Consider the following 23,880-nt stretch of genomic DNA (forward strand, 5'->3'; position numbering starts at 1 on the left):
AACCAGTCATGTCTGACACCGCCAAACACGGCATGGCTGCACCCGGCATTTCCCGTTCGAAGGCCGAGGCGGTCAATGCGGCCGAGACCCGCGAGCTCTACAAGAAGCGCGAGCCGATCTATCCCAAGCTGGCGCATGGCAAGTTCCGCTTCGCCAAATGGCTGATCATGGGCCTGACGCTGGGGGTGTATTATCTCATCCCCTTCCTGCGCTGGGATCGCGGACCCGATGCGCCGGATCAGGCGGTGCTCGTCGATTTTGCCCATGGCCGCTTCTATTTCTTCTTCATCGAGATATGGCCGCAGGAAATCTACTACATCACCGGCCTGTTGATCATGGCGGCGCTGGGCCTCTTCCTGGCCAGTGCCTTGTTCGGCCGGGTGTGGTGTGGCTATGCCTGTCCGCAGACCGTGTGGACCGATCTTTTCATCATGGTCGAGCGTCTGTTTGAGGGTGATCGCAATGCCCGCATCAAGCTCGATCGCTCGCCCTGGTCGATCAACAAGGCCTGGCGCAAGATCGGCAAGCATGCGGTCTGGCTGGTCATTGCCTTTGCCACCGGCGGTGCCTGGATACTGTATTTCCACGACGCCTGGGACACGCTGGCCAATTTCTTCGCCGGCACGGCGGCGCCGTCCTCCTACGTCTTCGCCGGCGTCCTCACCTTCACCACCTATACGCTGGCCGGGACCATGCGCGAGCAGGTCTGCACCTATATGTGTCCCTGGCCGCGCATCCAGGCGGCGATGACCGATCGCGAAGCCGTCAATGTCACCTACCGCATTGATCGCGGTGAGCCGCGCGGCGCCCACAAGAAGGGCGACAGTTGGGATGATCGTGGCGACTGTATCGATTGCAAGCAATGCGTCGCGGTGTGCCCGATGGGGATCGATATCCGCGACGGGGCCCAGCTGGAATGCATCCAGTGCGCGCTGTGCATCGACGCGTGTGACGACATCATGGACAAGGTCGGGCGTCCGACCGGACTGATCACCTATGAGACCGACGACAATGTCGATCGATTCGTGGCCGGTGAGACGCCGCGCTATCGCTTCATCCGGCCGCGGACCCTGGTCTATGCGGTGTCACTGGTGATCGTCACGACGTTGATGCTGGGCGCCCTGATCACCCGGACCGAACTCGAGCTGAATTCGCAGCGTGACCGTAATCCCAACTTCGTGCGCCTGTCGGATGGTTCGGTGCGCAATGGCTACACGGTGAATGTGATCAACAAGGCCAATTCTGCACGCGTGATGCGATTGGAGGTCGAAGGCGACGCCGCCATCAATGCGCGTATTCTCGGTGTCAGCGATGATCAGCCGGACCAGATCCGGATCGGTGCCGACCGTTCGCAGCGTTATGTCGTCTACCTGACCCTGCCGGCGGACGCGATCGACGGTCCGAGCGAGGATATCCGTTTTCGCGTCTCCGATATTGCCACCGGCGAAACCGCGACCACACCGTCAGTCCTGATTACCGGAGCTCCATGATGCGCAATCCGTTGAATCCGCTGCGTGGCTGGCACGTGCTGATCATGATCATCGCCTTCTTCGGCGTCACGATCGGCGTCAATGCGGCCTTCATCACGCTCGCGGTCCAGACCCATCCCGGCGAGGATGTGCCGCGCTCCTATGTCCAGGGTTTGAACTACAATGACACGCTCGACCGCCGCGACGCCCAGGCTGCCCTCGGCTGGCAGGCGCGGATCAATCTGGTGGAGCGTGACCTGCTGGTCGCGATCAGCGATGCCCAGGGCGCACCGGTTGGCAATTTGGCGCTGGCCGGCACGCTGATCCACCGCGCAGACACCGACCGTGATTGCCCACTCGACTTTACCGAGACCCGTCCCGGCGTTTACCGGGGCAGCCTGCCGTGCGAGGGCAGCGGTGATTGGCGCGTTGAGGTGCACACGGTCGAGGGGGCGCCGTTTGAAATGGTTAGTGAGCTATGGCTGCCATAGACATTCATGCCGATGATGCCGGGCTGATCGGCGGCGCCGACCCGCAAGCCTTCGTGCGTCGCAATGACGGTGTTTCCTATCTCGACCTGATGGTGCGCGGGGCGACGTGCGCCGGTTGCATCGCGCGGATCGAGAGCGGGTTGAAGGCCGATGAGCGGGTGGAAACGGCGCGTCTCAACCTGTCCACCGGTCGGTTGGCCCTGAGCTGGCGCGGCGAGGCGGGGCTGGCCTCCGGCTATGTCCGCCTGCTCGGCCAGCTTGGCTATCCTGCGACGCCCTACGAACCGGAAAGCGACGCCGATCCGCAGCGCGAGGAGGAAAAACGCCTGCTGCGGGCCATGGCGGTGGCCGGCTTTGCGATGATGAATGTCATGCTGCTCTCGATCTCGGTCTGGTCCGGCGGGCTGGAAATGACCGACACGATGCAGGCACTCATGCACCGGATCTCGGCCCTGATCGTGCTGCCGGCGGCGGCCTTTGCCGGTCAGCCCTTCTTCCGCTCGGCCCTGGCGGCTTTGCGGGGGGGCCATGTCAATATGGATGTGCCGATCTCGCTGGCGGTATTGTTGGCCTGCGGCCTGTCGGTCTGGGAGACATTCATCGGTCACGGTCAGACCTATTACGACGCTGCCGTGATGCTGCTCTTCTTCCTGCTGATCGGACGTTTCCTCGATATGCGGCTGCGTGCCCGCGCCGGCGAGGCCGCGCGGGGTCTTGCGGCGATGCAGGCCGCGACGGCCAACCGGCTCGAGAGCGATGGCAGTCTCCGCGCAATCCCGGCCCGCGAGGTCAAAGCCGGTGACCGCCTTGTCCTGGCCGCGGGCGACCGGGTGCCGGTTGATGCCCGCATCCTGGAGGGCGAGGGGGCGCTGGACGGATCTCTGGTCACCGGTGAAACGGCGCCGGTCACCGCGCGTCCGGGACGGGATGTCTATTCCGGCATGCTCAATCTTGACGGCAAGCTCGTGCTTGAAGCGCGGGCCGACCGCGACAATTCCCTGCTCGCCGAGGTGACCCGGCTGGTCGAGGCCGGCGAACAGGCGCGCTCGCGCTATGTCCGACTGGCCGATCACGCGGCACGGCTTTATGTCCCCGTCGTGCACGGACTCGCCGCGCTGACCCTGGTCGGCTGGCTGTTGATTGGCGGCGAGGTGCGTCCGGCGATCATCAATGCGATCGCGGTCCTGATCATCACCTGTCCCTGCGCGCTGGGGCTGGCGGTTCCGGCGGTACAGGTCGTTGCGTCCGGGCGGCTCTATCGCGAAGGCGTGTTGGTGAAATCCGGTGATGCGCTGGAGCGGTTTGCCGGTGTCGACACGGTGGTGTTCGACAAGACCGGGACGCTGACCGAAGGCCGGCCCCGTCTCGTCAATATTGATGAATTGCCGGCGGACGCGCTGGAGCAGGCGGCCCGCCTGGCGCGGACCAGTCGTCACCCCTTGTCACGTGCTATCGCCGATGCCGCCGGCATGGGTGAGGCCGCAGCCGGTGTCCGTGAACAGCCCGGGGGTGGCCTGGAAGCGAGCCGGGATGGCGTGCCGGTCCGCTTTGGCGCCGCACGCTGGCTCGGCATCACGGCGCAAAGCGACCCGCATACCGAAGCCTGGCTGCAGGTCGGCGATAGCGAGCCGGTGCGGTTCCGGTTTGAGGACCGCCTGAAGGCCGATGCCTTGGAAACCGTGTCCGGCCTGACCGCGCGGGGTTGCCAAGTCCTGTTGCTCTCCGGTGACCGGGTCGGACCTGTCGACGCCGCCGCCAAGGCGCTGGGCATTGTCGATTGGCAGGCCGAACTGCAGCCCCAAGACAAGATCGCCGCGCTGGAAGCCATCAAGGCCGGGGGGCGGTCAGTGGCGATGATCGGCGACGGCATCAATGACGCGCCGGCACTGGCCGCGGCCCATGTGTCGGTCTCGCTTGCCTCGGCTGCCGAGATCTCGCAGGCCGCTGCCGATTTCGTGCTGCAGGGGGATCGTCTGGCGGCCTGTCTGGTCACGCTGGATGTCTCGCGCGGCGCCAAGCGCCGGGTGCTCGAGAATTTCGGTCTGGCTGCGGCCTATAACGCGATCGCCGTTCCGATGGCCGTCGCCGGCCTGGTCACGCCCTTGATCGCCGCCATCGCGATGTCGGCCTCGTCGGTCCTGGTGACGCTGAACGCCTTGCGTCTGGCGCGGGGGCAGAGCTGATGTCGGTCCTGATCTGGCTCATCCCGGTTGCCCTGGCGATGGGCGCCCTTGGCCTGGTCGGCTTTTTGTGGAGTCTGCGCAGCGGCCAGTATGAGGATATGGACGGCGCCGCCCAGCGCATCCTGATGGATGATGACACGCCCCTGTCGTCACCGGGTGAGACCCGACGGGACGACAACACCCGCGATGGCGACGACTAGCCAGCCTGTTCCGCGGGCAGGAAGTCGCGATAGGCGTGCCAGGTCGCCAGCGCGATCCAGGGAAAGGCGACCGCGAGGCCGATCCCGAAAAAGGCGATGCCGGCGCCGATGAAAAAAGCAATCAGCCAAGCCCAGGTCAGCATCACAAAGGGCTGGTTGATGACGGCCTTCAGGCTGGTGGTGAGGGCGGTGATGGCATCTACATCGCGATCAATGAGCATCGGGAAGGCGAGCGCGGAAATGGCAAAGGCGAGGGTGGCCAAGCCGGCTCCGACCAGCGTGCCGATCGCCAACAAGGTAAGCCCGGCCGCGTCTGTGAGAAGGTAGTTGAGAAAAGGGCCGGCCTCGAGCGGGCTATAGGGGGCGATCACGATCAGCAGGACCTGTGCGATCCGCACCCAGACCAGCAAGAGCAGCAAGAGCAACAGGCTGAGAAAAGCGATTTGTGAGATGCGGCTAGGAATTCGCGACACAATCACGAGAAAGCGGGGTGTTTCACCGCGCTCGAGCGCATGGCTGACCTGATAGATGCCGACCGCAAAGGCGGGGGCCACCAAGGCGAAACCGCTGAGTGCGACCGGAACAGCGGACGAGAAACCCACGAGGCCGAGCCCGAGTGTGATGACCAGGCCGATAACGACGAAGATGGCGCCATAGGTCAGGCAGACGCGCGGCGCGCGCACGAAATCCTGCCAGCCGGCCCGCAGCCATTGCCAAGGCGCATCGCGCCGGACTTGTTTCACAGTGATCATCATAGCCTCCCCAATACCCGTTCGTTCCGGCTCGCCGGGTTTGCGGCATTACGCCACACTTTTTTTATGGCTTTCCAGCTTTCTTGACAGTGGCCCAGCCTGGCCGCTCGTGGCAAGGAATGATCATGACCGACACAACGCTCGTCCCGCTCAGCCTTGTCGGCGGGTTTCTCGCCGGCTTTGCCTCCAGCCTGCATTGCGTCGGCATGTGTGGTGGGATCGCGTCGAGTCTGACGATGACACTCTCACCCTCAGCCCAAAACGGTGCCCGCTTGCGCACCCTCATGCTCGCCCAGCTTGGCCGCGTGATGGCCTATGTCGTGGCAGGGGGCGTGTTGGCGGCCCTGGGGTCGCAGGCCTATTTCGAGTTTGATCGGGCCGAAGCCCATCTCATCCTGCGCTGGGCCGGTGCCCTGGTGCTGGTCTATATCGGCTTGTCCGTTATCGGCTGGGCACCGTCACTCGCTGGTTTTGATCGGGCCGGTGCCGGAATCCAGTCCTTTATCGCGACGCGGCTCGGCCACCGCGTCCAGGCGGCAAGCCCGGTCATGGCCGGCCTGGTCTGGGGCCTGCTGCCCTGCGGCATGGTCTATGCGACACTGTTCTATGCCCTGCTGTCCGGCAGCGCCGTTTCAGGTGCGATGATCATGCTCGGTTTCGGACTGGGAACGATGCCCGCGGTCACTGCCGCCGCGCTCGGGATGACTCACATTCTCGCTTTGGCGCGGCGACAGCGCATGCGGCTGGCGGTCGGCCTGGCGATCATAATTCTCGGTTTCGCGTCGGCGGCCTTGCCGTGGCGCACCATCGCCGCCCTGTGCGGCCTGCCGCTCGCCTGAGCGCCAGCGATCGCGCCTGCACGCTGATCGGGCAGGGCTAAGAAACCTCAATGTTTCGTAAGCTTTGTGGATGCGTTCCGATTGGCCTTGGCCTATGGTGCGCGCGCTGGGACAGGGAGAGACAGGAATGGCGCAACGGTCCGTAATTTGGCTTGCCGGCTTGCTGGCAATGGCTTTGGGCGCGTGTTCGGGTGGCTCGGACGAGGCGGCGACAGGGCCGGCGTTGGAAACACGCGATGCCACCGCGCCGCGGGCTGCGGAAACCACGCCCGGCCAGTTCGCCTTCCTGCGCTATTCGGTCGATGTCGACGGCGATGCACCGAACCTGTGTCTCGGTTTCACCCACCCGCTCGACCCTGCCGTTGATTACGCCTCCTACGTCTCTGTCACCCCGGCCCGCCCGATCGCGCTCGACGCCGACGGTCAGACCCTGTGTGTCGGCGGTCTCGGCTTTGGCGACGGGCAATCGCTGACCCTGCGCGCCGGTCTGCCGGCAGCCAATGGCGATGGCTTGCTGGTCGATGAGACGGTGGATGTCGATTTCGGTGACCGCCCTGCCTATGTCGGCATCGCCGGCGATGGCGTCATCCTGCCGCGTCTCGATGCTGACGGTCTGGCGATCGAAACGGTCAATGTCGACAGTGTCGCGATTGTCCTGCGCCGTATCAATGACCGGGCACTCGCCTTCCGCTCCATCACCTCCGGCGCCAATGTTGCGGCGGGTGACTATTACTGGTCCGACCAGGACGAGGATCCCGACGCGGTCGGTGAAATCATCTGGCGCGGCGAGATGGACACGGCTGGCCTGCTCAACACGCCGGTCAGCACCATCTTCCCGATTGCCGAAGCCATCGGCACCCTGTCGCCCGGCGCCTATCACATCAGTGTTGTCGATGCGGCCGAGGCGGAAGATGACTATCGCACACCGGCCCGGGCCACGCGTTGGTTGGTGATCACCGATCTCGCCCTGACCGCCTATCGCGGCGCCGAGGGTGTCGATTTCATGGTGCGCTCGCTGCAGACCGCCCGACCGGTTGCCGATGTGCGCGTCGAACTGGTCGCCCGCTCCAATGAAGTGCTGGCCAGTGTCACCACCGATGCCAGCGGTCGCGCCCGTTTCGATGGGCCGCTGACGCGTGGTGAAGGCGCCATGGCGCCGCGCCTGCTGACCGCTTACGGCCCGGACAATGATTTCGCCGTGCTCGATTTCCAGCGCAATCCGGTCGACCTGTCCGGGCTCGACACGTCCGGCCGCCAACGTCCCGAGGGAGCTGACGGTTTCGTCTATCTCGACCGCGGGATCTATCGGCCCGGCGAGGCCGTGCAGGTCAGCGCCCTGATCCGCGACGCCGAAGCCCGTGCCATCAGTGACCGGCCGGTTGATCTGACCGTGTTCGGCCCCAACGGGATCGAGGCCGCCAATGTCCGGTTCCCGGCAGCGGCCGACGCCGGCGGTGTCACCTGGACCTGGGATATACCTAGGACCGCCGCACGCGGCGAATGGCGGATCGTCGCCGAGATGGATGGTTATGGCCGCGTCGGTCAGGCCCGTTTCTCGGTCGAGGACTTTGTGCCGCAACGTGTGGCCCTGACGCTGGACGGTGATGATGAAACGCCGATCCGGGCTGGCGAGACCCGCGATATCGAGGCCAATGTCCGCTTCCTCTACGGCGCGCCGGGGGCCGGTCTGGTCGTTGAGGGACGGGTGCGTGTTGAAGCCGACCCCAGCCCCTTCTCCGACTATGCCGACTTCCGCTTTGGCCGGTCCGATGAGCCCTTCCGCGAATTCACCGATGATCTGCCGGATACGGTTGCCGATGGTGCCGGCCAGGCGGTGCAGACGATTGCCCTGGGCGCTGCCGGTCGCGATGCCAGCCAGCCGCTGCGCCTGCGGGCGGTGATCTCCGCCATCGAGCCGGGCGGTCGCCCGGTCGCCGATGATGTGCGTATTCCCTACCGTCCGGCCGATCTCTATCTGGGCCTGCGTCCGCAATTTGACGGCCGGGCCGAACGCAATCGCGAAACCGCCATCGACGTTGTCGCCCTCGATCCGGCCGGCGCCGCGCAAGCGGTCCCGCTGGACTGGCAGCTGGTGCGCATCGATTGGCAGTATGATTGGTACCGGGTCGATAATGGTCGCTGGCAATGGCGCCGCACCCGCGAAGTCATTCCGATCGAACAGGGCGTGATCACGACCGCCGCCGCCGGCCCGGCCTCGATCGATATCCGGGCGCTGGATTGGGGCAGCTACCGCCTGGTAGTGACCGATGCCGCGAGCGGGCAGGCCGCGTCGACCGATTTCTGGGTCGGCTGGGGCTCGACCGCCCAATCGGGCAGCGAGGCACCGGATCGGGTCGCCCTGTCGACGCCCGACACGGCGACCGCGGTCGGCGACCAGGTCACGCTCAGCCTGTTGCCGCCCTATGCCGGTGAGGCCGAGATTGTGATCGCCAGCGATCATGTCATCGAGACGCGCTCGATCACCATCCCGCAGGAAGGCGCCGAACTGTCCTTCCGTGTCACTGAGGAGTGGGGCGCCGGTGCCTATGCCATGGTGTCGCTGTTCACGCCGCGCCACCCGGTCGACCAGCCGGCGCCGCGCCGTGCTGTCGGTATCGCTTATCTGCCAGTCGACATGGGCAATCGCACCTTCGAACTTGCTCTTGATGTGCCTGACCGCATCCATCCGCGGCAGACGCTTGATCTCGGCATCACGCTGGATGGTCCGGTGCGCGAAGGCGCTTTCGTGACGGTGGCGGCAGTCGATGAGGGCATTCTCGCCCTGACCCGGTTCGCTTCGCCGGACCCGGTCGACTGGTTCTTCGGTCAGGCGGCGCTCGATGTGGCGCTGTATGATGATTACGGTCGCCTGCTCGATCCCAACCAGGGCGCTGCCGCGGCCGTCCGGTCCGGTGGCGACCAGATTGGCGGGGCTGGCTTGACCGTGGTGCCGACGCGCACTGTGGCTCTGTTCAGTGGTCCGGTCTTGGTCGGTCGCAATGGTCGTACGACGGTCAGCCTCGATATTCCCGACTTCAATGGCGAGCTGCGACTGATGGCGGTGGCCTGGAGCACGTCGGCGGTGGGTGGGCTGTCACAGCCGGTGACCGTGCGCGATGATGTGCCGGCCGAGCTGATCCTGCCGCGCTTCCTGGCGCCGGGCGATGTCTCGACCGCCACTCTGACCATCGACAATGTCGATGGTGCGGCGGGTGACTACCAGACGACCGTGTCGGCAACAGGCGCGGTCTCGGCCTCTGCCGGGGACCGGCTGAGCCTGCAGCAAGGCGAACGGGCCGACCGTCGCTATCCGCTGACCGGCGCCGATGCCGGCATTGGCGCCGTCGGTCTGGCGGTGGCCGGTCCGGATGCGTTTGCCGTGTCGCGCGATTACCCGATCGAGGTCCGCTCCGCCTGGTTGCCGTCCTCGACCGTGACACGGGGTCGATTGCTGCCCGGCGAAAACTGGACGTTGAGCGCGGAGGCCTTGGCGGCCTATCTGCCCGGCAATTCCGCGGTCACGCTCAGCTTCTCCCCGACGCCGCTGGACGAGGCGGCTCTGCTGCGTTCCTTGTCGCGCTACCCTTATGGTTGCACCGAACAGATCACCAGCCGGGCGATGCCACTCCTGCTCGCCGACCCCTTGGCCGGTGCGGCCGGGATTGGCGGGGTGGATGGCAGTCGCGCCATCGTCCAGGAGGCCATCGCCACCCTGCTCAACCGGCAGGCCAATGATGGCGCCATCGGCCTGTGGCGGATCGGCGATCGCCAGAGCCGTCCGTGGATCGGAGCCTATGCCGTTGATTTCCTGGCCCGCGCCAAGGCGGCCGGCTACACGGTGCCCGACGCGGCGCTTGATCGCGCCTATGCCGTGCTCGAACATATCGCAGCGCAGGAAAGCTGGCGCGCCAGCGGCTATGATACCAGCATCTACTCTTGGCGTGGCCAGACCGATACGGCCGAGCGCCTGTCGGATCGCAGTGCTGCCTACGCGCTGTATGTGCTGGCCCGGGCCGGACGGGTGGATCGCTCGCGCCTGCGCTATATGCATGACGAGCGGCTGGAGCAGATCGACAGCCCGCTGGCCCGCGCCCAGCTCGGCGCCGCCCTGCACCTGATCGGCGACCGCGCGCGTTCGCGCAGTGCCTTTGACGCGGCCGAAGCAGCGCTGGGCTATGAAAACCGTGGTGACTGGTACCAGTCGGCCCGCCGCGATCTTGCCGGTGTTGTCGCCTATGCCGCCGAGGCGGGGGATGCCGAACGCATTGCCCGACTAGCCGAGCGTGTGGTGGCCGAACTGCCGGAACCCTCACGCCTGTCGACCCAGGAAAAAGCCTTCCTCCTGATGGCGGCCCAGGGCCTGTCCGGCGGCGCCGATGCCCTGTCCATTGACAGCGAGCTGACGGCTGAAAACCCGGCCCGTCCGGTCTATCAGCTGACGCCGGACATGCTGGACGCGTCGCTCGACTTCATTGCCGCTGGGGACGGCCCGGTCTGGGTCACCCAGCTCGCCCACGGCGAAACGCGTGAGGCGCCCGGTGAAGCGGCCGAGGGCCTGTCGGTCCAGAAACGCGTGCTGGCACTTGATGGCTCGACTGTTGACCTTGAGAGTTTGGTCCAGGGCGATCGGCTGATGATCGACATCACCGTCTCGCCGCACGAGCAGCGCCTGATCCCGGCCATTCTCGTGGACCTTCTGCCGCCGGGCTTCGAGATCGAGGCGGAAATCACGCCGTCCGATGCCGGCGCCCGCGGTCCTTATCGCTGGCTGGGCGAGGTGTTTTCGCCGTCGATGAGTGAGATCCGTGATGACCGCTATGCCGCCGCGATGGACCTGACCCATCGGCGACCGCGCCGGCTGGCCTATATCGTGCGCGCCGTGACCCCGGGCGAGTACACGCTGCCCGGCGCTGTGGTCGAGGACATGTATCGCAGTGACGTCTTCGCCCGGTCGGAAACTCGCCGCATCGTGATCGCGCCGCGCGACTGATCATGTTCGGACTGGGGCGGGCATATTGGTTCATCCTGGCGCCACTGGTGGCGCTGGTCGGGCTGTTGGCGCTGGATCGTGCCCTGCCGCCGCCGCTGCCATCGCCGGGGGCGGTTTCGGCCGTTGTCCGTGACCGCAATGGTGAGGTGCTGCGTGCGTTTCCGGTCGAGGAGGGGCGCTGGCGCCTGGCCGCCGATCTCGACCAGCTCGACCCGGATTTCGTTGCGGCCTTGCTTGTCTATGAGGATGAGCGCTTCTTCGAGCATTGGGGCATCGACCTGCCGGCCCTGGTCCGCGCCGCGCGCGACGGCGTGATGGCCGGCCGGATCGTGTCCGGCGGATCGACCATCACCATGCAGCTGGCCCGCCTGATCGAGCCGCGCGAGCGGACATTCGGGGCCAAGCTGATCCAGATGGCGCGGGCGCTGCAGCTGGAATTGCGTCTCAGCAAGGCGGAAATTCTCGAGCTCTATCTCACCCTGGCCCCCTATGGCGGCAATCTGGAAGGGGTGCGGGCGGCCAGCTGGGCCTATTTCGGGCGCGAGCCGGATGATTTGACGATTGACCAGATCGCCATGTTGATCGCCTTGCCGCAATCGCCCGAAGCGCGTCGCCCCGACCGCCGGCCGGACACTGCGATCCGCGCCCGAGGCCGGGTGCTTGACCGTCTGGCGGCGGTCGGACTGGCGCGCACCACCGCTTCGGCCGATGCGGTGAACGATCCGGCTCCGACGCGTCGCGCCTTTCCGGCCGAAGCTTGGCATGTGGCCGAGGCCCTGGTCGCGGCGCGCCCCGAGGTCCGCAATCATGTCTCGACGGTGGACCGGGCGCTGCAATTCATGTTGCAGGACAGCCTGGCCGCCGAATTGCCGGAGACCGGGAATGATGTGCAATTTGCGGCCATCATCATCGAGACCGAAAGCCGGGCCGTGCGCGCTCTGGCCGGGTCGGCCAGCCGGGGGCGCCCGGGAGGCTGGATCGATCTGACGGATCGGCCACGTTCGCCCGGATCCACCCTGAAGCCGTTTATCTACGGCATGGCCTTTGATGATGGTATTGCTGCGCCGGGCACACGCATCGCCGACCTGCCGCGCCGCTTTTCCGGCTATCAGCCCGATAATTTCGATCGCCGTTTCCGCGGCGATGTGACGATTGCTGAAGCGCTGCAGCACTCGCTCAACATTCCCGCCGTGACGACGTTGGACGGGGTTGGCGCGCGACGTTTCAATGCGGCGCTGGGCTTTGCCGGTGCCTCGCCCCTGCGACCGCGCCAGGCCGGTCAGGATAGCGGGCTGGCGGTGGCGCTGGGCGGTGCGGGCCTGACCGTGCGGCAAGTCGCAACGCTCTATGCCGCGCTGGGCGATGGTGGCGCGGCCCGGCCGCTGGTCTGGTTCGAGGACGAGGCGAGTGCCCCCGTCGGCGACGAGGGCGCCTTCCAGATCCTGTCAGCGGAATCGGCGGCTGAAATCCTCGCCGTGCTGCGCCGGGCGCCGCATCCGGGCGGTCGCATGCCGGCATTGTTGGCGCGCGGCGCGCCCGACATCGCCTTCAAGACCGGCACTTCCTACGGCTTTCGCGACGCGTGGGCGGCCGGTGTGGCGGGGCGCTATACCATCGTGGTCTGGTCGGGCCGGGCCGACGGGGCGCCGCGCGAAGGTGTGACCGGTCGCGATGTGGCGCTGCCGGTCCTGTTCCGCATTGCTGACGGGATCAGCCAATCCGGGCCGGATGCCGGCATGGATGTCGAGGGGGAGTCCGACACCTTGCCTGACGACACACCGCAAACCCTCGCCGACTTCCGCCAGGACAGGGCGCCGCACATCCTGTTCCCGCCCGATGGGGCCGAAGTATGGTCGGACCATGCCGGACGCGGTTTCATCCTGGCAGCCCAGGCGCCGGGGCCGCTACGTTGGTATGCCGATGGCCGTGCGGTCGGCCACAATGCGTTGGGCGAACCGGTCTGGGTGCCACCGGGGCCGGGCTTCTATTTGGTCAGTGCTGTCGACGAGCGCGGCCGTGCGACCGAGGTCAGCGTCCGCGTTCGCGGCGCCGCCCGACGCGCGCAATGATCGCGCACAATCAGGGCGCCGCATTGACCGTGAGCATGCGCACGCGCTTGTGATTGATGTGTGTGCGGACAAAGCCCGATTGAGCGCCTAGGTTGACGCGATCAGGAGACCGATATTGCATGCTGACAAGTCTACTCGTTTCGTTGGTGTTGAGCCTTGGCCGTGCGGGTGAGGGCGAGGAAATGGTGCTCGGGCAGACCACCGATTATCACACCAGCCTGATCGCCCTGTCCGGTCATGATTTTTATGGCTTGCAGATCGCAGTACGCCGCCATCGGCCCTGCCAGGTTCGCGCCTTCTTCCACGATGCGCCACCGCGGGCGGCGCAATATTGTTTCGGACGTGTCACGCAGCGCCATGTCACCGAGGCAGGGTCAGGGATTCTCGATGCCGGTGAACGCGTCAATGGCGTGGCGGCCTGCTTTACAGCGACCGACCGGGTCGGGGCGGTGCGGCTTTATACATTTTCCGGCGAGGCGGTGACTGCGCGCGTGGGTAATTGCGTCACCGAGTTTCGCACTGTGTGGTGCGAGCGCGGTTGGACGGTGCAGGGGCTGCAGCTCTATTTTGACCGTCCGGCGGGCGGGTTGAGCCATGCCAGCCTGGTCGGCATGCGCCCGCTCTGCGTCGACTCCGCCTGAACCCTTCCCTTGCCCCATCGGGCCGGGCGCGAGAAGCTTCGCCCGAATTAGGGGAGGGACTTCATCATGCTGCGTTATCTCATTGCGGTCGCCCTAGCGGCCAGCACGCTTGGCCACACGACAGCGGCGCACGCCCAGACCGATGACAGCGCCAATTGGGCCATCGTGATCCATGGCGGTGCCGGCGTCATCGAGCGCGGCGCCATGACGCCCGAGCGCGAAGCCGAATATCGCGCCGCCATGGCCGCCGCGCTGGCGCGCGGTGAAGCGGTGCTCGACGGTGATGGCAGTGCGCTCGACGCGATCGAGGCCGTCATCCATGGCCTGGAAGACGATCCCCTGTTCAATTCCGGTCGGGGCGCTGTATTCACAGCTGCCGGACGCAATGAGCTGGACGCCTCGATCATGGATGGTGCCACACTCAATGCCGGTGCCGTGGCGGGTGTGACCCAGGTCCGCCACCCGATCTCGCTGGCCCGCGCCGTGATGGACAATTCGCGCCATGTCATGCTGCAGGGTGAGGGCGCCGAGACGTTTGCCCGCGAGCAGGGGTTGGAGATCGTGCCGCCGGCCTGGTTCTTCACCGAGCGCCGATGGGCGGCGATGGAACAGGCCCTCGGTGCGCTGGGGCTCGACATTCCGGCGCGGCCCGAGGGTGCGCCTGCGGCCGCCGGGGTCGATCATGGCGAGCTCGAGCGTGATGCCCGCGAGCATCGTTTTGGAACCGTCGGCGTGGTGGCCCTTGATCGCGCCGGCAATATCGCGGCCGGGACGTCGACCGGTGGCACCACCGCCAAGCGTTGGGGCCGGGTCGGCGACAGTCCGATCATCGGGGCGGGCACTTATGCCAACAATGCCAGTTGCGGTGTGTCGGCTACCGGCACGGGCGAATACTTCATCCGCCTCACGGTCGCCAGCCGGGTTTGCGCTCTCGTGGAGCTGCAAGGGCTGAGTCTGCAGGCCGCTGCCGACCAGGTCATCATGGACGAGCTGAGGGCGCTGGACGGCGATGGCGGCATTGTCGCGCTGACCCCTGCCGGCGAGATCGCCTGGAGCTTCAACACGCCGGGCATGTATCGGGCCCGCCAGAGCGAGGGCGGTGAGGCGGTGGTTGCCATTTATGGCGACGAGGACTGAGGCGCACCGCTTGTCAGATGGCGTTTCGGGGCTAGAGAATCGAGGGCTCGCCGCGGCTGAAATAGGCCGCGTCGGCCTTCATTTGCGCGATGATGTGGTCGAAGGCCGCACGCACCCGCGCGCTCTTGCGCACGGTTTCATGGGCCACCACCCATAAATCCAGCGAGCTCTCGAAATCCGGCAGGATGCGCTCCAGCTCGGCGCTGCTGCGGGCGAGGCGATGCGAGGTCACGCCGACCCCGAAGCCGGCCTCCAACCCTTTGACATGACTGGCCGGGCTGTTCGACTTGAAGGAGACATGGCGCGGCAGAACAGGGGCGCCGGCCGCTGTCGCGGGCCAGCCGAAATAATCGCCGATCGACCAGCCCACGCCGGCATGGTCGGCCAGGTCCTCGACCACTTGCGGTCGGCCATGCTTGTCCAGATAGGTGCGCGAGGCATAGAGGCCGGCGCCGACCGTGGCGCCGCGGCGACCGACCAGACTTTGCTGGGTGCCCGGTCCGTTCCAGCGCAGGGCGATATCGGCTTCACGGTCAGCCAGATTGGCCGAATTGTTCTTGATCGTGATGTCGATCCCGATACCGGGATTGGCGACCTGGAAACTCACAAGCGCTCGCGGCAACCAGTCGGCCCCCAGACCTTCGGAGGCCGAGACCACGACCAGGCCGGACAGTGACTGGTCCTGCGCCATGGCGGCGCGTTCGATGGCCGAGGCCTCGTCGCGCATGCGGGCGGCGTGAGCGACGACCCGCTGGCCCAGCGGGGTCAGCCTTGTCTGTCCTTGCTCGCGCTCGAACAGGGGCTCACCGAATCGCGATTCCAGCGCCTGCAGGCGGCGCGTCACCGTGGGTTGACTGACCCCGAGCTCATGGGCTGCGGCGGTCAGGCTGCCAGCCTCGGATACAGCGAGGCAGACGAGATAATCAGACCAGTCATCCATACGAATTTGTATTCCGATGATCATGATATCGTCAATTCCATTCGCGGAACTTCGTTCTAAATATAAACAGTGTTCACCGCACTGCTCATATTCGGAGGGAATGATCGTGCGTACCATCCTGCTCGCTGCAACACTGGCTGTTGCCGCAACCCCCATGACGTTTGCGCAGTCCTGCGATGCTGAACCGGCGCTTGCCGGTCACCGCACCGCCAATGGCACCGTGCGCGCCCAGTACAACGCCGTCGAGCGTGGTGAATGGGCAAATGCAGTCCATATCGGTGAAGGCCTCGTCGACACTGGCATCTCCTCGCGCAACAAGATCGCCGCCTATTCCAACCTCTGCGCCGGCTATGCCGGGAACGGCGAGTTCGAAGCCGCCGTGACGGCCTGCAATTCGGCGCTCGAGCTGAATGACGGCGCTTGGCGCGCACTCAACAATCGCGGCGCGGCTCATTGGCTGGCCGGCAATCGCGATGCGGCGGCTGCCGACTTCCAGGCCGCCAATGCGGCGTCGTCCGGTGAGGACGAAGTGGCTGCGAATCTCGCACTGCTTACGTGCATGACATCAAGCTGATCCTCCCAGACTGGTTTGTAAGCTGCACAGACTGGCGGCCGGGGCGTGTTCTGCCCCGGCCGCTTTTTTGTCGCTGGCAGCCAGGCTCGCGCGGCGGCTGCGGTCGCAGGCTTCTAAATGGTTTCGATTGCAACTAAAACGGCGGTATCGATGTGACCGACCGGCACGCGCCGGCCTGACGCAGGGGATACGCCATGACGACCCTCCCGCCCAAGCAGCTGCTGGATGGCTATCGCGATTTTTGCCGCGATGAGTACAAGACGCAGCGCGAACATTATGCCGAACTGGCCAAGGGCCAGAATCCGCACACGCTGATCATCGCCTGTTCCGACAGTCGCGTGGATCCGGCGGTGGTTTTCAATGCCCGGCCCGGCGATCTCTTTGTCGTCCGCAATGTCGCCAATCTGGTGCCGCCGCGCGATGATGATGGTGGGCGACATGGCGTCTCGGCCGCCATCGAGTTTGCGGTCAGCGCCCTCGGTGTCGACCATATCGTGGTGATGGGGCATGGCCAGTGCGGCGGTGTTGCCGCCAGTGTCGCCGGGCTGGACACGCTGTCGTTCAAATATCTCGGCCCGTGGTTGGAGCCGCTCGAGTCGGCCCGCGCCGAAGTTCACGCAGACCATGCCGGTGCGGATAGTGAAACACTGTGTTCGGCGCTGGAACTCAACTCGATCCGCCACTCCATCGAACGCTTGCACCAATTCCCCTTTGTCGAGCGCGCCATCGCCGAACGGGGGCTGCAATTGCACGGTGCCCGCTTCTCCATCCATGACGGTGTGCTGGAGTGGATGGGGGAAGACGGGCAATTCCATCCGGTCTAGCCTCGTCAGGCCGTGGGCGCTGCCAGCCAGTCAATTCCGCGAAGATCAACCGGTCGGGAACGGACCGGAACCATTCACAAGCCACAGGGCACAAGCCACAGGGAAACCCGGATGAAACTCGCAACACTGAAATCGGATAGCCGCGATGGTCGCCTCGTCGTGGTGTCGAAGGACCTCGCCTGGTGTGCCGACGCCCATCAGATCGCCCCGACCCTGCAGGCGGCACTTGATGATTGGGCGCGCTGCGAGCCGGAGCTGCGCACACTGTCCGACGAGCTCGAGCGCGAGACCATTCCGCGCGAGCGTTTCCATGAACGCGAGGCCCTGTCGCCGTTGCCGCGCGCCTTTCAGTGGGCCGACGGCTCGGCCTATGTCAATCACGTCGAACTGGTCCGCAAGGCCCGCAATGCCGAGATGCCGGCCACTTTCTGGACCGATCCGCTGATGTATCAGGGCGGCTCCGACGCCTTCCTGGCGCCGCGCGCCGACATCCCGCTGGGTGATACGGCCTGGGGCTGTGACATGGAGGGCGAGATCGCCGTCATCACCGGCGACGCGCCGGCGGGCTGTTCGGTCGAGGATGCCGCCAAATCGATCCGCCTCGTCATGCTGGTCAATGACGTGTCCCTGCGCGGGCTGATCCCGGGCGAGCTGGCCAAGGGCTTCGGCTTCTTCCAGTCCAAGCCGCCGAGCGCCTTCTCGCCGGTCGCGGTGACGCCGGACGAGCTGGACGAGGCCTGGGACGGCAAGAAGCTGCATCTGCCGCTCCTGGTGAAGTACAATGGTGAGCTGTTCGGCAAGGCCGAGTGCGGCATCGACATGACCTTCGATTTCGGCCAGCTGATTGCCCACCTGGCCAAGACGCGACCGGTCACCGCCGGCACGATTGTCGGTTCGGGCACGGTGTCCAACAAGCTTGATGACGGCCCGGGCAAGCCGATCAGCGAAGGTGGCGTGGGCTATTCCTGCATCGCCGAAATCCGCATGATCGAGACGATCAATGACGGCAAGCCAAGCACGCCTTTCATGCAATATGGCGACACTGTCCGCATCGAGATGCGGGACAAGGACAACAAGTCCATCTTCGGCGCGATCGAACAGGAAGTGGTCAAGGCCTGATCTGCCGGTCGGGGGATGGACTCAGCAAGACATGAACGGGGCGGGGCGGTGGTCCCGCCCTTTTCGTTGCCGGCAGCGATTTGCTGGTTCGCGTGGGGAAGACGGGGACGGGCATCCAAAATCCGGCGCGCCGCGCGGAGCTGTCCTTAAATCCCTTGTCAGCCAGCGGGCCGTATCCGGTTCTTGAGGTCAAGGGCGCCGCAGGCGCCGCTTCGCGGGCATGCCCCTTGAGCTCAAGAACCGGATACGGCTTTCGCTCGGCAAGGGAATTATGGCTCGGTGGGCGCGCTGCGCCAGCCTTTCTTTTACCAGCCATATCCTCAAATCCCTGTCATCCCTCGGCTTGTCCGGGGGACCTTGTCCAGCCGGTCGATGGGGATGGCCGGGCTGGAGGGAAAACGAGGCCGAGGCGCGTCGGTCCTCGGATGGGTGATGACCTAGTGCGCCTGGTCCGGCGTCATTTTCAGCTGGTAGCGGGTGCCGTCAAAGCCCTCGAAGGCCTCGGAAATCTGCGGATGTTCGACCGGGCCATTCTCGGCGTCGGGCAGGAGATTGCCCTCGGACACGTAGGCGCCGTAATAGCTCTCATCATTCTCCGCCAGCAGATGGTAGAAGGGCTGGTCCTTGGACGGGCGGACATCTTCCGGGATGGACTCGTACCATTCCTCGGTATTGGCGAACTCGGGATCAACATCGACCACCACCCCGCGGAAGGGGAAAAGGCGGTGGCGTACCACATCGCCGAGTCCGAATTTGGCGTCGCGAACGATCATGCTCAACACTCTGACACAAATCTGCCGGCGCGGACCATCCTCGCGCGGCAGCCCATATTTAGGGTGTTTCGAGCAATAAGCTACGGCCTGCGCTGCCATCGGTCACGCATCCTTGCAGGGCCGACGCTTCCTTGTATCCTGCAACCAACATTGTGATCAGCCCGATTCGAGCCGCGCCTCCCGATCCCGGATGCGGCGCGCCGGTCGGCAAGAGGTATATCATGGCGGAGCCATCGTCCCGGGGCTCTCCGGGCAAGGACGCCGCCGCACGCAAGCGGAGAGGGCGCAAACGCGCGCCATCTCCCGTGTACGGCGCGATTGATCTGGGTACGAATAATTGTCGCATGCTCCTGGCGCAGCGCTCGGGCAGCAGTTTTCATGTCGTCGACGCCTTCTCTCGCGTTGTCCGCCTCGGTGAGGGGATAACCGGCAGCGGTGCGCTTTCCGAGGGCGCCATGGACCGGGCTGTCGAAGCGCTGAAAGTCTGTGCCGACAAGATCCGGCGCCAGAATGTGGTCAAGCATCGCTCCATCGCCACCCAGGCCTGCCGCATGGCGGTCAATGGCCAGGACTTTCTCGACCGGGTCGAGCGCGAGACCGGGCTGACCTTTGATCTCATCTCTGCCGAGGAAGAGGCGCGACTGGCCGTGCATGGCTGTGTCGACTTGCTCGACGAGGACAAGGAAGCGGCCCTGGTCATCGATATCGGGGGCGGTTCGACCGAGCTGTCCTGGGTCGACCTCGCCGAATGGCGACGCCGTGGCGGCCGCGAAAGCGGCGGCCGTCCGCCGATGAAATCCTGGACCTCGACACCGGTCGGCGTGGTCACCCTGTCGGAGCGCTTTCCCGAACGCGAGGGCGATCGTGCTGAATGGTATGCCGAGATGAAGGCCTATGCCCGCGACCTGATGAAGACGCCGCGCGGTGCCAAGGCGATGCGGCCGCTGTTCCGCGAAGGTCGGGCCCATCTGGTGGGAACGTCGGGAACGGTCACCTCGATGGCCGGTGTCCATTTGCGTCTGCCACGCTATGACCGCTCCAAGGTGGATGGGTTGTGGATGACCGGCGAGGAAGCGCTGGACGCCTGCAAGCGTCTGCGTGAGCTGGACATTCATGGCCGTGCCCAGGAGCCGACCATCGGGACTGACCGGGCCGAGCTCGTCCTTGCCGGTTGCGCCATCTATGAGGCCGTCGCGGAACTCTGGCCGGCCGAACGCTTGCGTGTGGGCGATCGGGGCTTGCGCGAAGGCATGTTGCTCAATCTGATGCGAAAGTCCAAGAAGCGCAGGCGCCGTCGCCGCAAGGGCGAGAGCACAACCCCGGCGACGCAGACCACGGGATCGGACGAATGAGCGACGACGACAAGACACCGCCGGACGAGCCGACCCCGCCCAAGGATCAGGGCGGCAAGGACGAGGCTGCCGGCGAGGGCCGCGATGCCGACAGCAATGCTGAACTTCCCGGCTGGGGCAGCAGCGACAAGCGTCGCCGTCGCCAGTCCGGTCCGATGAAGAAGGGCGGCGACGCCCGGGCTGCCAAGCAGATGTTTGAACGGGTCAAGACGGCGCGCGGCCGCAAGACCTCCTCGACCCGCTGGCTGCAGCGCCAGCTCAATGATCCCTATGTCAAGAAAGCCCAGATGGAGGGCTATCGCTCGCGCGCCGCCTACAAGCTGCTGCAGCTGGACGAGCGTTTCAAACTGCTCAAGCCCGGCATGCGCGTGGTCGATCTCGGCTCGGCGCCGGGCGGCTGGGTGCAGGTGGCGCTGAAGGCGGGCGCCTCGGAAGTTGTCGGTATCGACTTGCTGGAAATCGAGGCGATTGCCGGCGCGACCCTGCTGGAAAAAGACTTCACCGATGATGACGCGCCGGCTCTGGTCAAGGCGGAGATGGGCGGCGCCGCCGACGCCGTGATCTCCGATCTCGCGCCGTGGACGACCGGCCACAAGAGCACCGACCATTTGCGCATCGTTGCCCTTGCGGAGCTCGCCGCGCATTTCGCCGCCGAAACCCTTACGCCTGGCGGTTTCTTCATTGCCAAGGTTTTCCAGGGTGGATCGGACGGCGAATTGCTGAACTTCCTGAAAGCCAATTTCGAGAAAGTCCGCCATTTCAAGCCCGACGCCAGCCGTTCGGAAAGTGCGGAAACCTTTGTGGTGGCGATGGGGTTCAAGCGGTAGGGGCGCCACCGACGCCACTGACGATTAGCGATGGTGTGCGTCTACGCCGTACTGCTCTTGGGCACGGCATCCGCCAGCACGATGTCTGATGCCGGTGTCTCGGCCAGGATATCCATCGGCGCCGGGCGTCCCAGGAAGAAGCCCTGACCCTCGTCGCAGGCCTCGTCGCGCAGCAGGTCGAGCTGCGTCATCGTTTCGATGCCCTCTGCAAGGACCGGAATTCCCAGGCTCTTGGCCAGCGCCAGGATGGCGCGCACCACGGCCAGCGAACGATGGTCACTTTCCAGCTCGCCGGTGAAGGACTTGTCGAGCTTGATCTTGTCGAAGGGGAAGGTGCGCAGGATGTCGAGCGAGGAATAGCCGGTGCCGAAATCATCCAGTGCCACGGACACGCCGAGCGCCTTGATCTGACGCATGATGTGCATGGATTGCACCTTGTCCTTGATCAGCGCTGTTTCCGTCAGCTCGATTTCCAGGCGCTTCACCGGCAGGCCGGTTTCCAGCAGGATTTGCTGGATCTGGCGGGCGAGGCCCGAATGGGTCAGCTGCACCGCCGACAGGTTGACCGCGACCTTGTGATCATTGTCCCAGGACGCCGCGTCCCGGCAGGCCTGTCGCATCACCCATTCACCCAGTGGCAGGATCAGCCCGTTGGCCTCGGCCAGCGGGATGAAGGTGTCGGGGCCGATCGCGCCGAGGCGCGGATGGGTCCAGCGGAGCAACGCCTCATAACCGCGGATTTCGCCGGTCCCGATCGATGTCTGGACCTGATAATGGACGTGCAACTGGTCATTCTCGATCGCATGGCGCAGATCATTGGCCATGGCGCGACGTTCGCGAACCTCGTCGCCGAGTTCGGTGTCGTAAAAGCAGACGTCCAGCATCGGATCCATCTTGGCCTTGTACATGGCCAGGTCGGCATTGCGGACCAGGCTGTCGCGATCAGCGCCATCATGCGGGAAGACCGCGACGCCGATGCTCGCACCCGTGGCGGACTCGTATTCGCCATAGCTCACCGGGGTCGCGAACATCTGCTCAATGGTGTCGACGCGCTCCTGGAGGGCAATGCGGTTTTCCGCGTTCAGCACGACGCAAAATTCGTCGCCGCCCAGACGGGCCGCAAAATGGGTCTGGCCGGCCAGGCCCTTGAGCCGCTCGGCGAGGGCGCAAAGCACGGCATCGCCGGCCTCATGTCCCCAGACATCGTTGATTTCCTTGAACCGGTTGAGGTCGATTCCGACCACGGCCACGCCGTCCGCGTCCGGGCTGGCGAGGCGGGCGTCCAGATAGGTGTTGAAACTGGTGCGGTTGGCGAGGCCGGTCAGCGGGTCATGCAGCGCCATGTGGCGCAATTGTTCGTCGCTTTCCTCGCGGGTGCGGTGATCGATCAGATAGCTGGTGACGCCAGTCCCGATGATCACCATACCGGCCACGGCGACAGACAATGCCATGGCCCGGAAGGCGGCACTGTCGGCGCCCACTTCCATGCCGGCAATCGGCGTGACGACGAAGGCTGCCATGCCCGTGAAATGCAGGGCGACAATCGCGACAACAAGGATGCCCGGTGCGATGAAAACCGCTGGCCCGTTCTTCCAGCGCTCAACTGCCCAGAAGGCCATCCCAGCCAGGCCGGCCGCGAGTCCGATCGAGGCGGTGACATAGGCCTGATCCCAATCGACCAGACCATCGACGCGATAAGCAAACATGCCGGTGAAGTGCATCGCGGCGATGGCGAGACCGAACACACAGCCGCCGATGGCCGGGGCATGGCGGCTGAATCGCATGCCGGACAAGGCGAGGCCGGCGCCGGTGCCGGCAATCGCCAGGATCATGGAGACCAGGGTCAGCGTGGCGTCAAACGTCACCGGAACGCCGGGCTGGAAGCCCAGCATGGCAATGAAATGGGTCGCCCAGATCGAGGAGCCAGCGCAGACCGCCGTCAGGAACAGCCAGCCGGACTTCTCGGCACCGCGCGTGCTCAGGCCGCGGCGATAGAGATGCATGGTCACGACCGAGCCGGTGGCGCACATCGCAGCCGCCAGCAGGACAAGCCAGAGATTGTGTTCCGTGAACAGGCAGGTAAAGACGCGCATATCGCTCCCTAACTATAGCGATGACGACGTCTTCTAGCGTCGCGGCGTTAAAATTTGGTCGCCTCAAACCCACAGATTGTGTGTGGGCATAGGCGTGGTCAGCCTGCCGCCGGCTCCGTCCGCTGAATCGACACCGGTACGCCATTGGCGCCCATCTCATCCCAGATCCGGACCACGACACCGTGATCGCTCTCGTCATGGACTTCCAGCAAGACGGCACTTTCCGGGTTTTCAGCGCGATGGCGGTTGATGGATGCCAGGACCCGTTCGATATCGGTCCGGTCCTGATTGACGAAGATCTGGTTGTCGCCATCGACCTGGATCAGGATGACCGGTCGGTCCGGCGCATCGCACCCGGCGCCCTCGCATTCCGGCGGTGGACGCATATCGACGCCCTCCTCGGACAGGAAAGTGGCGGTGACGATGAAGAAAATCAGCAGGATGAAGACGATATCCAGCATCGGGGTCATGTTGACCTCTGCCTGGTCGTCGCGTTTGCGAAAGCGCTTGCGCATGCGGGCCTCCCCATTGGCCGATGTAACGCGCCAGCCTCACCCGGCGCGCTGTTACTGCAGCGCTCGCGCAAGGCGATAGCGGGGAGGCGGGA

19 protein-coding genes are annotated in these 23,880 nt (G+C 65.3%); 14 read left to right on the forward strand and 5 right to left on the reverse strand.

Annotated elements, in window-relative coordinates; translation table 11 throughout:
- The first annotated feature begins 8 nt into the window (after positions 1-8).
- The 4 genes from ccoG to ccoS are packed head-to-tail and all read left to right on the forward strand — an operon-like array spanning position 9 to position 4,343.
- Complete coding sequence (gene ccoG, locus AWH62_RS06070) at positions 9-1,490, forward strand: cytochrome c oxidase accessory protein CcoG (protein WP_075189593.1); 1,482 nt, start codon at positions 9-11, stop codon at positions 1,488-1,490.
- Positions 1,490-1,960 (forward strand): FixH family protein, encoded by a 471-nt coding sequence (locus AWH62_RS06075; protein WP_158025578.1) that lies wholly within the window; start codon positions 1,490-1,492, stop codon positions 1,958-1,960. Before ccoG ends, AWH62_RS06075 begins: the two co-directional genes overlap by 1 nt.
- A complete protein-coding gene (locus AWH62_RS06080; protein ID WP_075189595.1) occupies positions 1,948-4,143 on the forward strand; it encodes a heavy metal translocating P-type ATPase in 2,196 nt (731 codons plus the stop codon). Before AWH62_RS06075 ends, AWH62_RS06080 begins: the two co-directional genes overlap by 13 nt.
- On the forward strand, positions 4,143-4,343 hold the full coding sequence (gene ccoS / locus AWH62_RS06085; RefSeq protein ID WP_075189596.1) for a cbb3-type cytochrome oxidase assembly protein CcoS: 201 nt from the start codon (positions 4,143-4,145) through the stop codon (positions 4,341-4,343). Before AWH62_RS06080 ends, ccoS begins: the two co-directional genes overlap by 1 nt.
- Here ccoS and AWH62_RS06090 read toward each other — a convergent pair.
- Complete coding sequence (locus tag AWH62_RS06090; RefSeq protein ID WP_075189914.1) at positions 4,340-5,095, reverse strand: DUF2189 domain-containing protein; 756 nt, start codon at positions 5,093-5,095, stop codon at positions 4,340-4,342. The genes ccoS and AWH62_RS06090 overlap by 4 nt on opposite strands.
- Before the next feature lie 125 nt (positions 5,096-5,220).
- On the opposite strand from AWH62_RS06090, the gene AWH62_RS06095 reads away from it, so the two are divergent.
- From AWH62_RS06095 to AWH62_RS06115, 5 genes are all read left to right on the forward strand, one after another.
- Complete coding sequence (locus tag AWH62_RS06095; RefSeq protein WP_075189915.1) at positions 5,221-5,934, forward strand: sulfite exporter TauE/SafE family protein; 714 nt, start codon at positions 5,221-5,223, stop codon at positions 5,932-5,934.
- Between the two features lie 127 nt (positions 5,935-6,061).
- Positions 6,062-10,924 (forward strand): alpha-2-macroglobulin, encoded by a 4,863-nt coding sequence (locus AWH62_RS06100; protein ID WP_075189597.1) that lies wholly within the window; start codon positions 6,062-6,064, stop codon positions 10,922-10,924.
- Positions 10,925-10,926: 2 nt separating this feature from the next.
- Positions 10,927-12,993, forward strand: coding sequence for a penicillin-binding protein 1C (gene pbpC / locus AWH62_RS06105; RefSeq protein ID WP_075189598.1), 2,067 nt, complete (start codon positions 10,927-10,929; stop codon positions 12,991-12,993).
- A gap of 119 nt (positions 12,994-13,112) precedes the next feature.
- Positions 13,113-13,634, forward strand: a complete 522-nt coding sequence (locus AWH62_RS06110; protein ID WP_143742959.1) for a hypothetical protein — start codon at positions 13,113-13,115, stop codon at positions 13,632-13,634.
- Between the two features lie 66 nt (positions 13,635-13,700).
- Entirely contained in the window at positions 13,701-14,771 is a 1,071-nt protein-coding gene (locus AWH62_RS06115) for an isoaspartyl peptidase/L-asparaginase family protein (RefSeq protein WP_075189600.1), read from the forward strand.
- A gap of 31 nt (positions 14,772-14,802) precedes the next feature.
- Here the strand turns inward: AWH62_RS06115 and AWH62_RS06120 are convergent, their stop codons facing one another.
- Complete coding sequence (locus AWH62_RS06120) at positions 14,803-15,711, reverse strand: LysR family transcriptional regulator (protein ID WP_075189601.1); 909 nt, start codon at positions 15,709-15,711, stop codon at positions 14,803-14,805.
- 100 nt (positions 15,712-15,811) lie between these two features.
- Here AWH62_RS06120 and AWH62_RS06125 point away from each other — a divergent pair, with 100 nt between their 5' ends.
- From AWH62_RS06125 to AWH62_RS06135, 3 genes are all read left to right on the forward strand, one after another.
- Positions 15,812-16,285 carry a hypothetical protein gene (locus AWH62_RS06125; RefSeq protein ID WP_075189602.1) on the forward strand — a complete coding sequence of 158 codons (474 nt, stop codon included), beginning with the start codon at positions 15,812-15,814 and terminating at the stop codon, positions 16,283-16,285.
- 194 nt (positions 16,286-16,479) lie between these two features.
- Positions 16,480-17,109 carry a carbonic anhydrase gene (locus AWH62_RS06130; protein ID WP_075189603.1) on the forward strand — a complete coding sequence of 210 codons (630 nt, stop codon included), beginning with the start codon at positions 16,480-16,482 and terminating at the stop codon, positions 17,107-17,109.
- 111 nt (positions 17,110-17,220) lie between these two features.
- Positions 17,221-18,228, forward strand: coding sequence for a fumarylacetoacetate hydrolase family protein (locus AWH62_RS06135; RefSeq protein ID WP_075189604.1), 1,008 nt, complete (start codon positions 17,221-17,223; stop codon positions 18,226-18,228).
- 437 nt (positions 18,229-18,665) lie between these two features.
- Here AWH62_RS06135 and hspQ read toward each other — a convergent pair whose 3' ends face one another.
- A complete protein-coding gene (gene hspQ / locus AWH62_RS06140) occupies positions 18,666-19,001 on the reverse strand; it encodes a heat shock protein HspQ (protein WP_075189605.1) in 336 nt (111 codons plus the stop codon).
- A 344-nt stretch (positions 19,002-19,345) separates the two neighbouring features.
- Here hspQ and AWH62_RS06145 point away from each other — a divergent pair, with 344 nt between their 5' ends.
- Positions 19,346-20,353, forward strand: a complete 1,008-nt coding sequence (locus AWH62_RS06145; protein ID WP_233128265.1) for a Ppx/GppA phosphatase family protein — start codon at positions 19,346-19,348, stop codon at positions 20,351-20,353.
- Entirely contained in the window at positions 20,350-21,180 is an 831-nt protein-coding gene (locus tag AWH62_RS06150; RefSeq protein ID WP_075189607.1) for an RlmE family RNA methyltransferase, read from the forward strand. Before AWH62_RS06145 ends, AWH62_RS06150 begins: the two co-directional genes overlap by 4 nt.
- 41 nt (positions 21,181-21,221) lie before the next feature.
- Here AWH62_RS06150 and AWH62_RS06155 read toward each other — a convergent pair whose 3' ends face one another.
- Positions 21,222-23,273: a bifunctional diguanylate cyclase/phosphodiesterase gene (locus AWH62_RS06155; protein ID WP_075189608.1), complete on the reverse strand. Its 2,052-nt coding sequence runs from the start codon at positions 23,271-23,273 to the stop codon at positions 21,222-21,224.
- Positions 23,274-23,371: 98 nt separating this feature from the next.
- Positions 23,372-23,788: a biopolymer transporter ExbD gene (locus AWH62_RS06160; protein WP_075189609.1), complete on the reverse strand. Its 417-nt coding sequence runs from the start codon at positions 23,786-23,788 to the stop codon at positions 23,372-23,374.
- Between the last annotated feature and the right edge of the window lie 92 nt (positions 23,789-23,880).

The sequence above is a fragment of the Maricaulis sp. W15 genome, assembly GCF_001924955.1.
Taxonomy (GTDB): Bacteria; Pseudomonadota; Alphaproteobacteria; order Caulobacterales; family Maricaulaceae; genus Maricaulis; species Maricaulis maris.

Coding starts and splice junctions, on each gene's coding strand:
- AWH62_RS06115 (WP_075189600.1), top strand. CDS start 13,701: ATGCTGCGTTATCTCATTGCGGTCGCCCTAGCGGCCAGCACGCTTGGC.
- ccoG (WP_075189593.1), top strand. CDS start 9: ATGTCTGACACCGCCAAACACGGCATGGCTGCACCCGGCATTTCCCGT.
- AWH62_RS06120 (WP_075189601.1), bottom strand. CDS start 15,711: ATGGATGACTGGTCTGATTATCTCGTCTGCCTCGCTGTATCCGAGGCT.
- ccoS (WP_075189596.1), top strand. CDS start 4,143: ATGTCGGTCCTGATCTGGCTCATCCCGGTTGCCCTGGCGATGGGCGCC.
- AWH62_RS06130 (WP_075189603.1), top strand. CDS start 16,480: ATGACGACCCTCCCGCCCAAGCAGCTGCTGGATGGCTATCGCGATTTT.
- AWH62_RS06145 (WP_233128265.1), top strand. CDS start 19,346: ATGCTCCTGGCGCAGCGCTCGGGCAGCAGTTTTCATGTCGTCGACGCC.
- AWH62_RS06160 (WP_075189609.1), bottom strand. CDS start 23,788: ATGCGCAAGCGCTTTCGCAAACGCGACGACCAGGCAGAGGTCAACATG.
- AWH62_RS06100 (WP_075189597.1), top strand. CDS start 6,062: ATGGCGCAACGGTCCGTAATTTGGCTTGCCGGCTTGCTGGCAATGGCT.
- AWH62_RS06125 (WP_075189602.1), top strand. CDS start 15,812: ATGATCGTGCGTACCATCCTGCTCGCTGCAACACTGGCTGTTGCCGCA.
- AWH62_RS06090 (WP_075189914.1), bottom strand. CDS start 5,095: ATGATCACTGTGAAACAAGTCCGGCGCGATGCGCCTTGGCAATGGCTG.
- AWH62_RS06150 (WP_075189607.1), top strand. CDS start 20,350: ATGAGCGACGACGACAAGACACCGCCGGACGAGCCGACCCCGCCCAAG.
- AWH62_RS06155 (WP_075189608.1), bottom strand. CDS start 23,273: ATGCGCGTCTTTACCTGCCTGTTCACGGAACACAATCTCTGGCTTGTC.
- AWH62_RS06095 (WP_075189915.1), top strand. CDS start 5,221: ATGACCGACACAACGCTCGTCCCGCTCAGCCTTGTCGGCGGGTTTCTC.
- AWH62_RS06080 (WP_075189595.1), top strand. CDS start 1,948: ATGGCTGCCATAGACATTCATGCCGATGATGCCGGGCTGATCGGCGGC.
- hspQ (WP_075189605.1), bottom strand. CDS start 19,001: ATGATCGTTCGCGACGCCAAATTCGGACTCGGCGATGTGGTACGCCAC.
- AWH62_RS06135 (WP_075189604.1), top strand. CDS start 17,221: ATGAAACTCGCAACACTGAAATCGGATAGCCGCGATGGTCGCCTCGTC.
- AWH62_RS06110 (WP_143742959.1), top strand. CDS start 13,113: ATGCTGACAAGTCTACTCGTTTCGTTGGTGTTGAGCCTTGGCCGTGCG.
- pbpC (WP_075189598.1), top strand. CDS start 10,927: ATGTTCGGACTGGGGCGGGCATATTGGTTCATCCTGGCGCCACTGGTG.
- AWH62_RS06075 (WP_158025578.1), top strand. CDS start 1,490: ATGCGCAATCCGTTGAATCCGCTGCGTGGCTGGCACGTGCTGATCATG.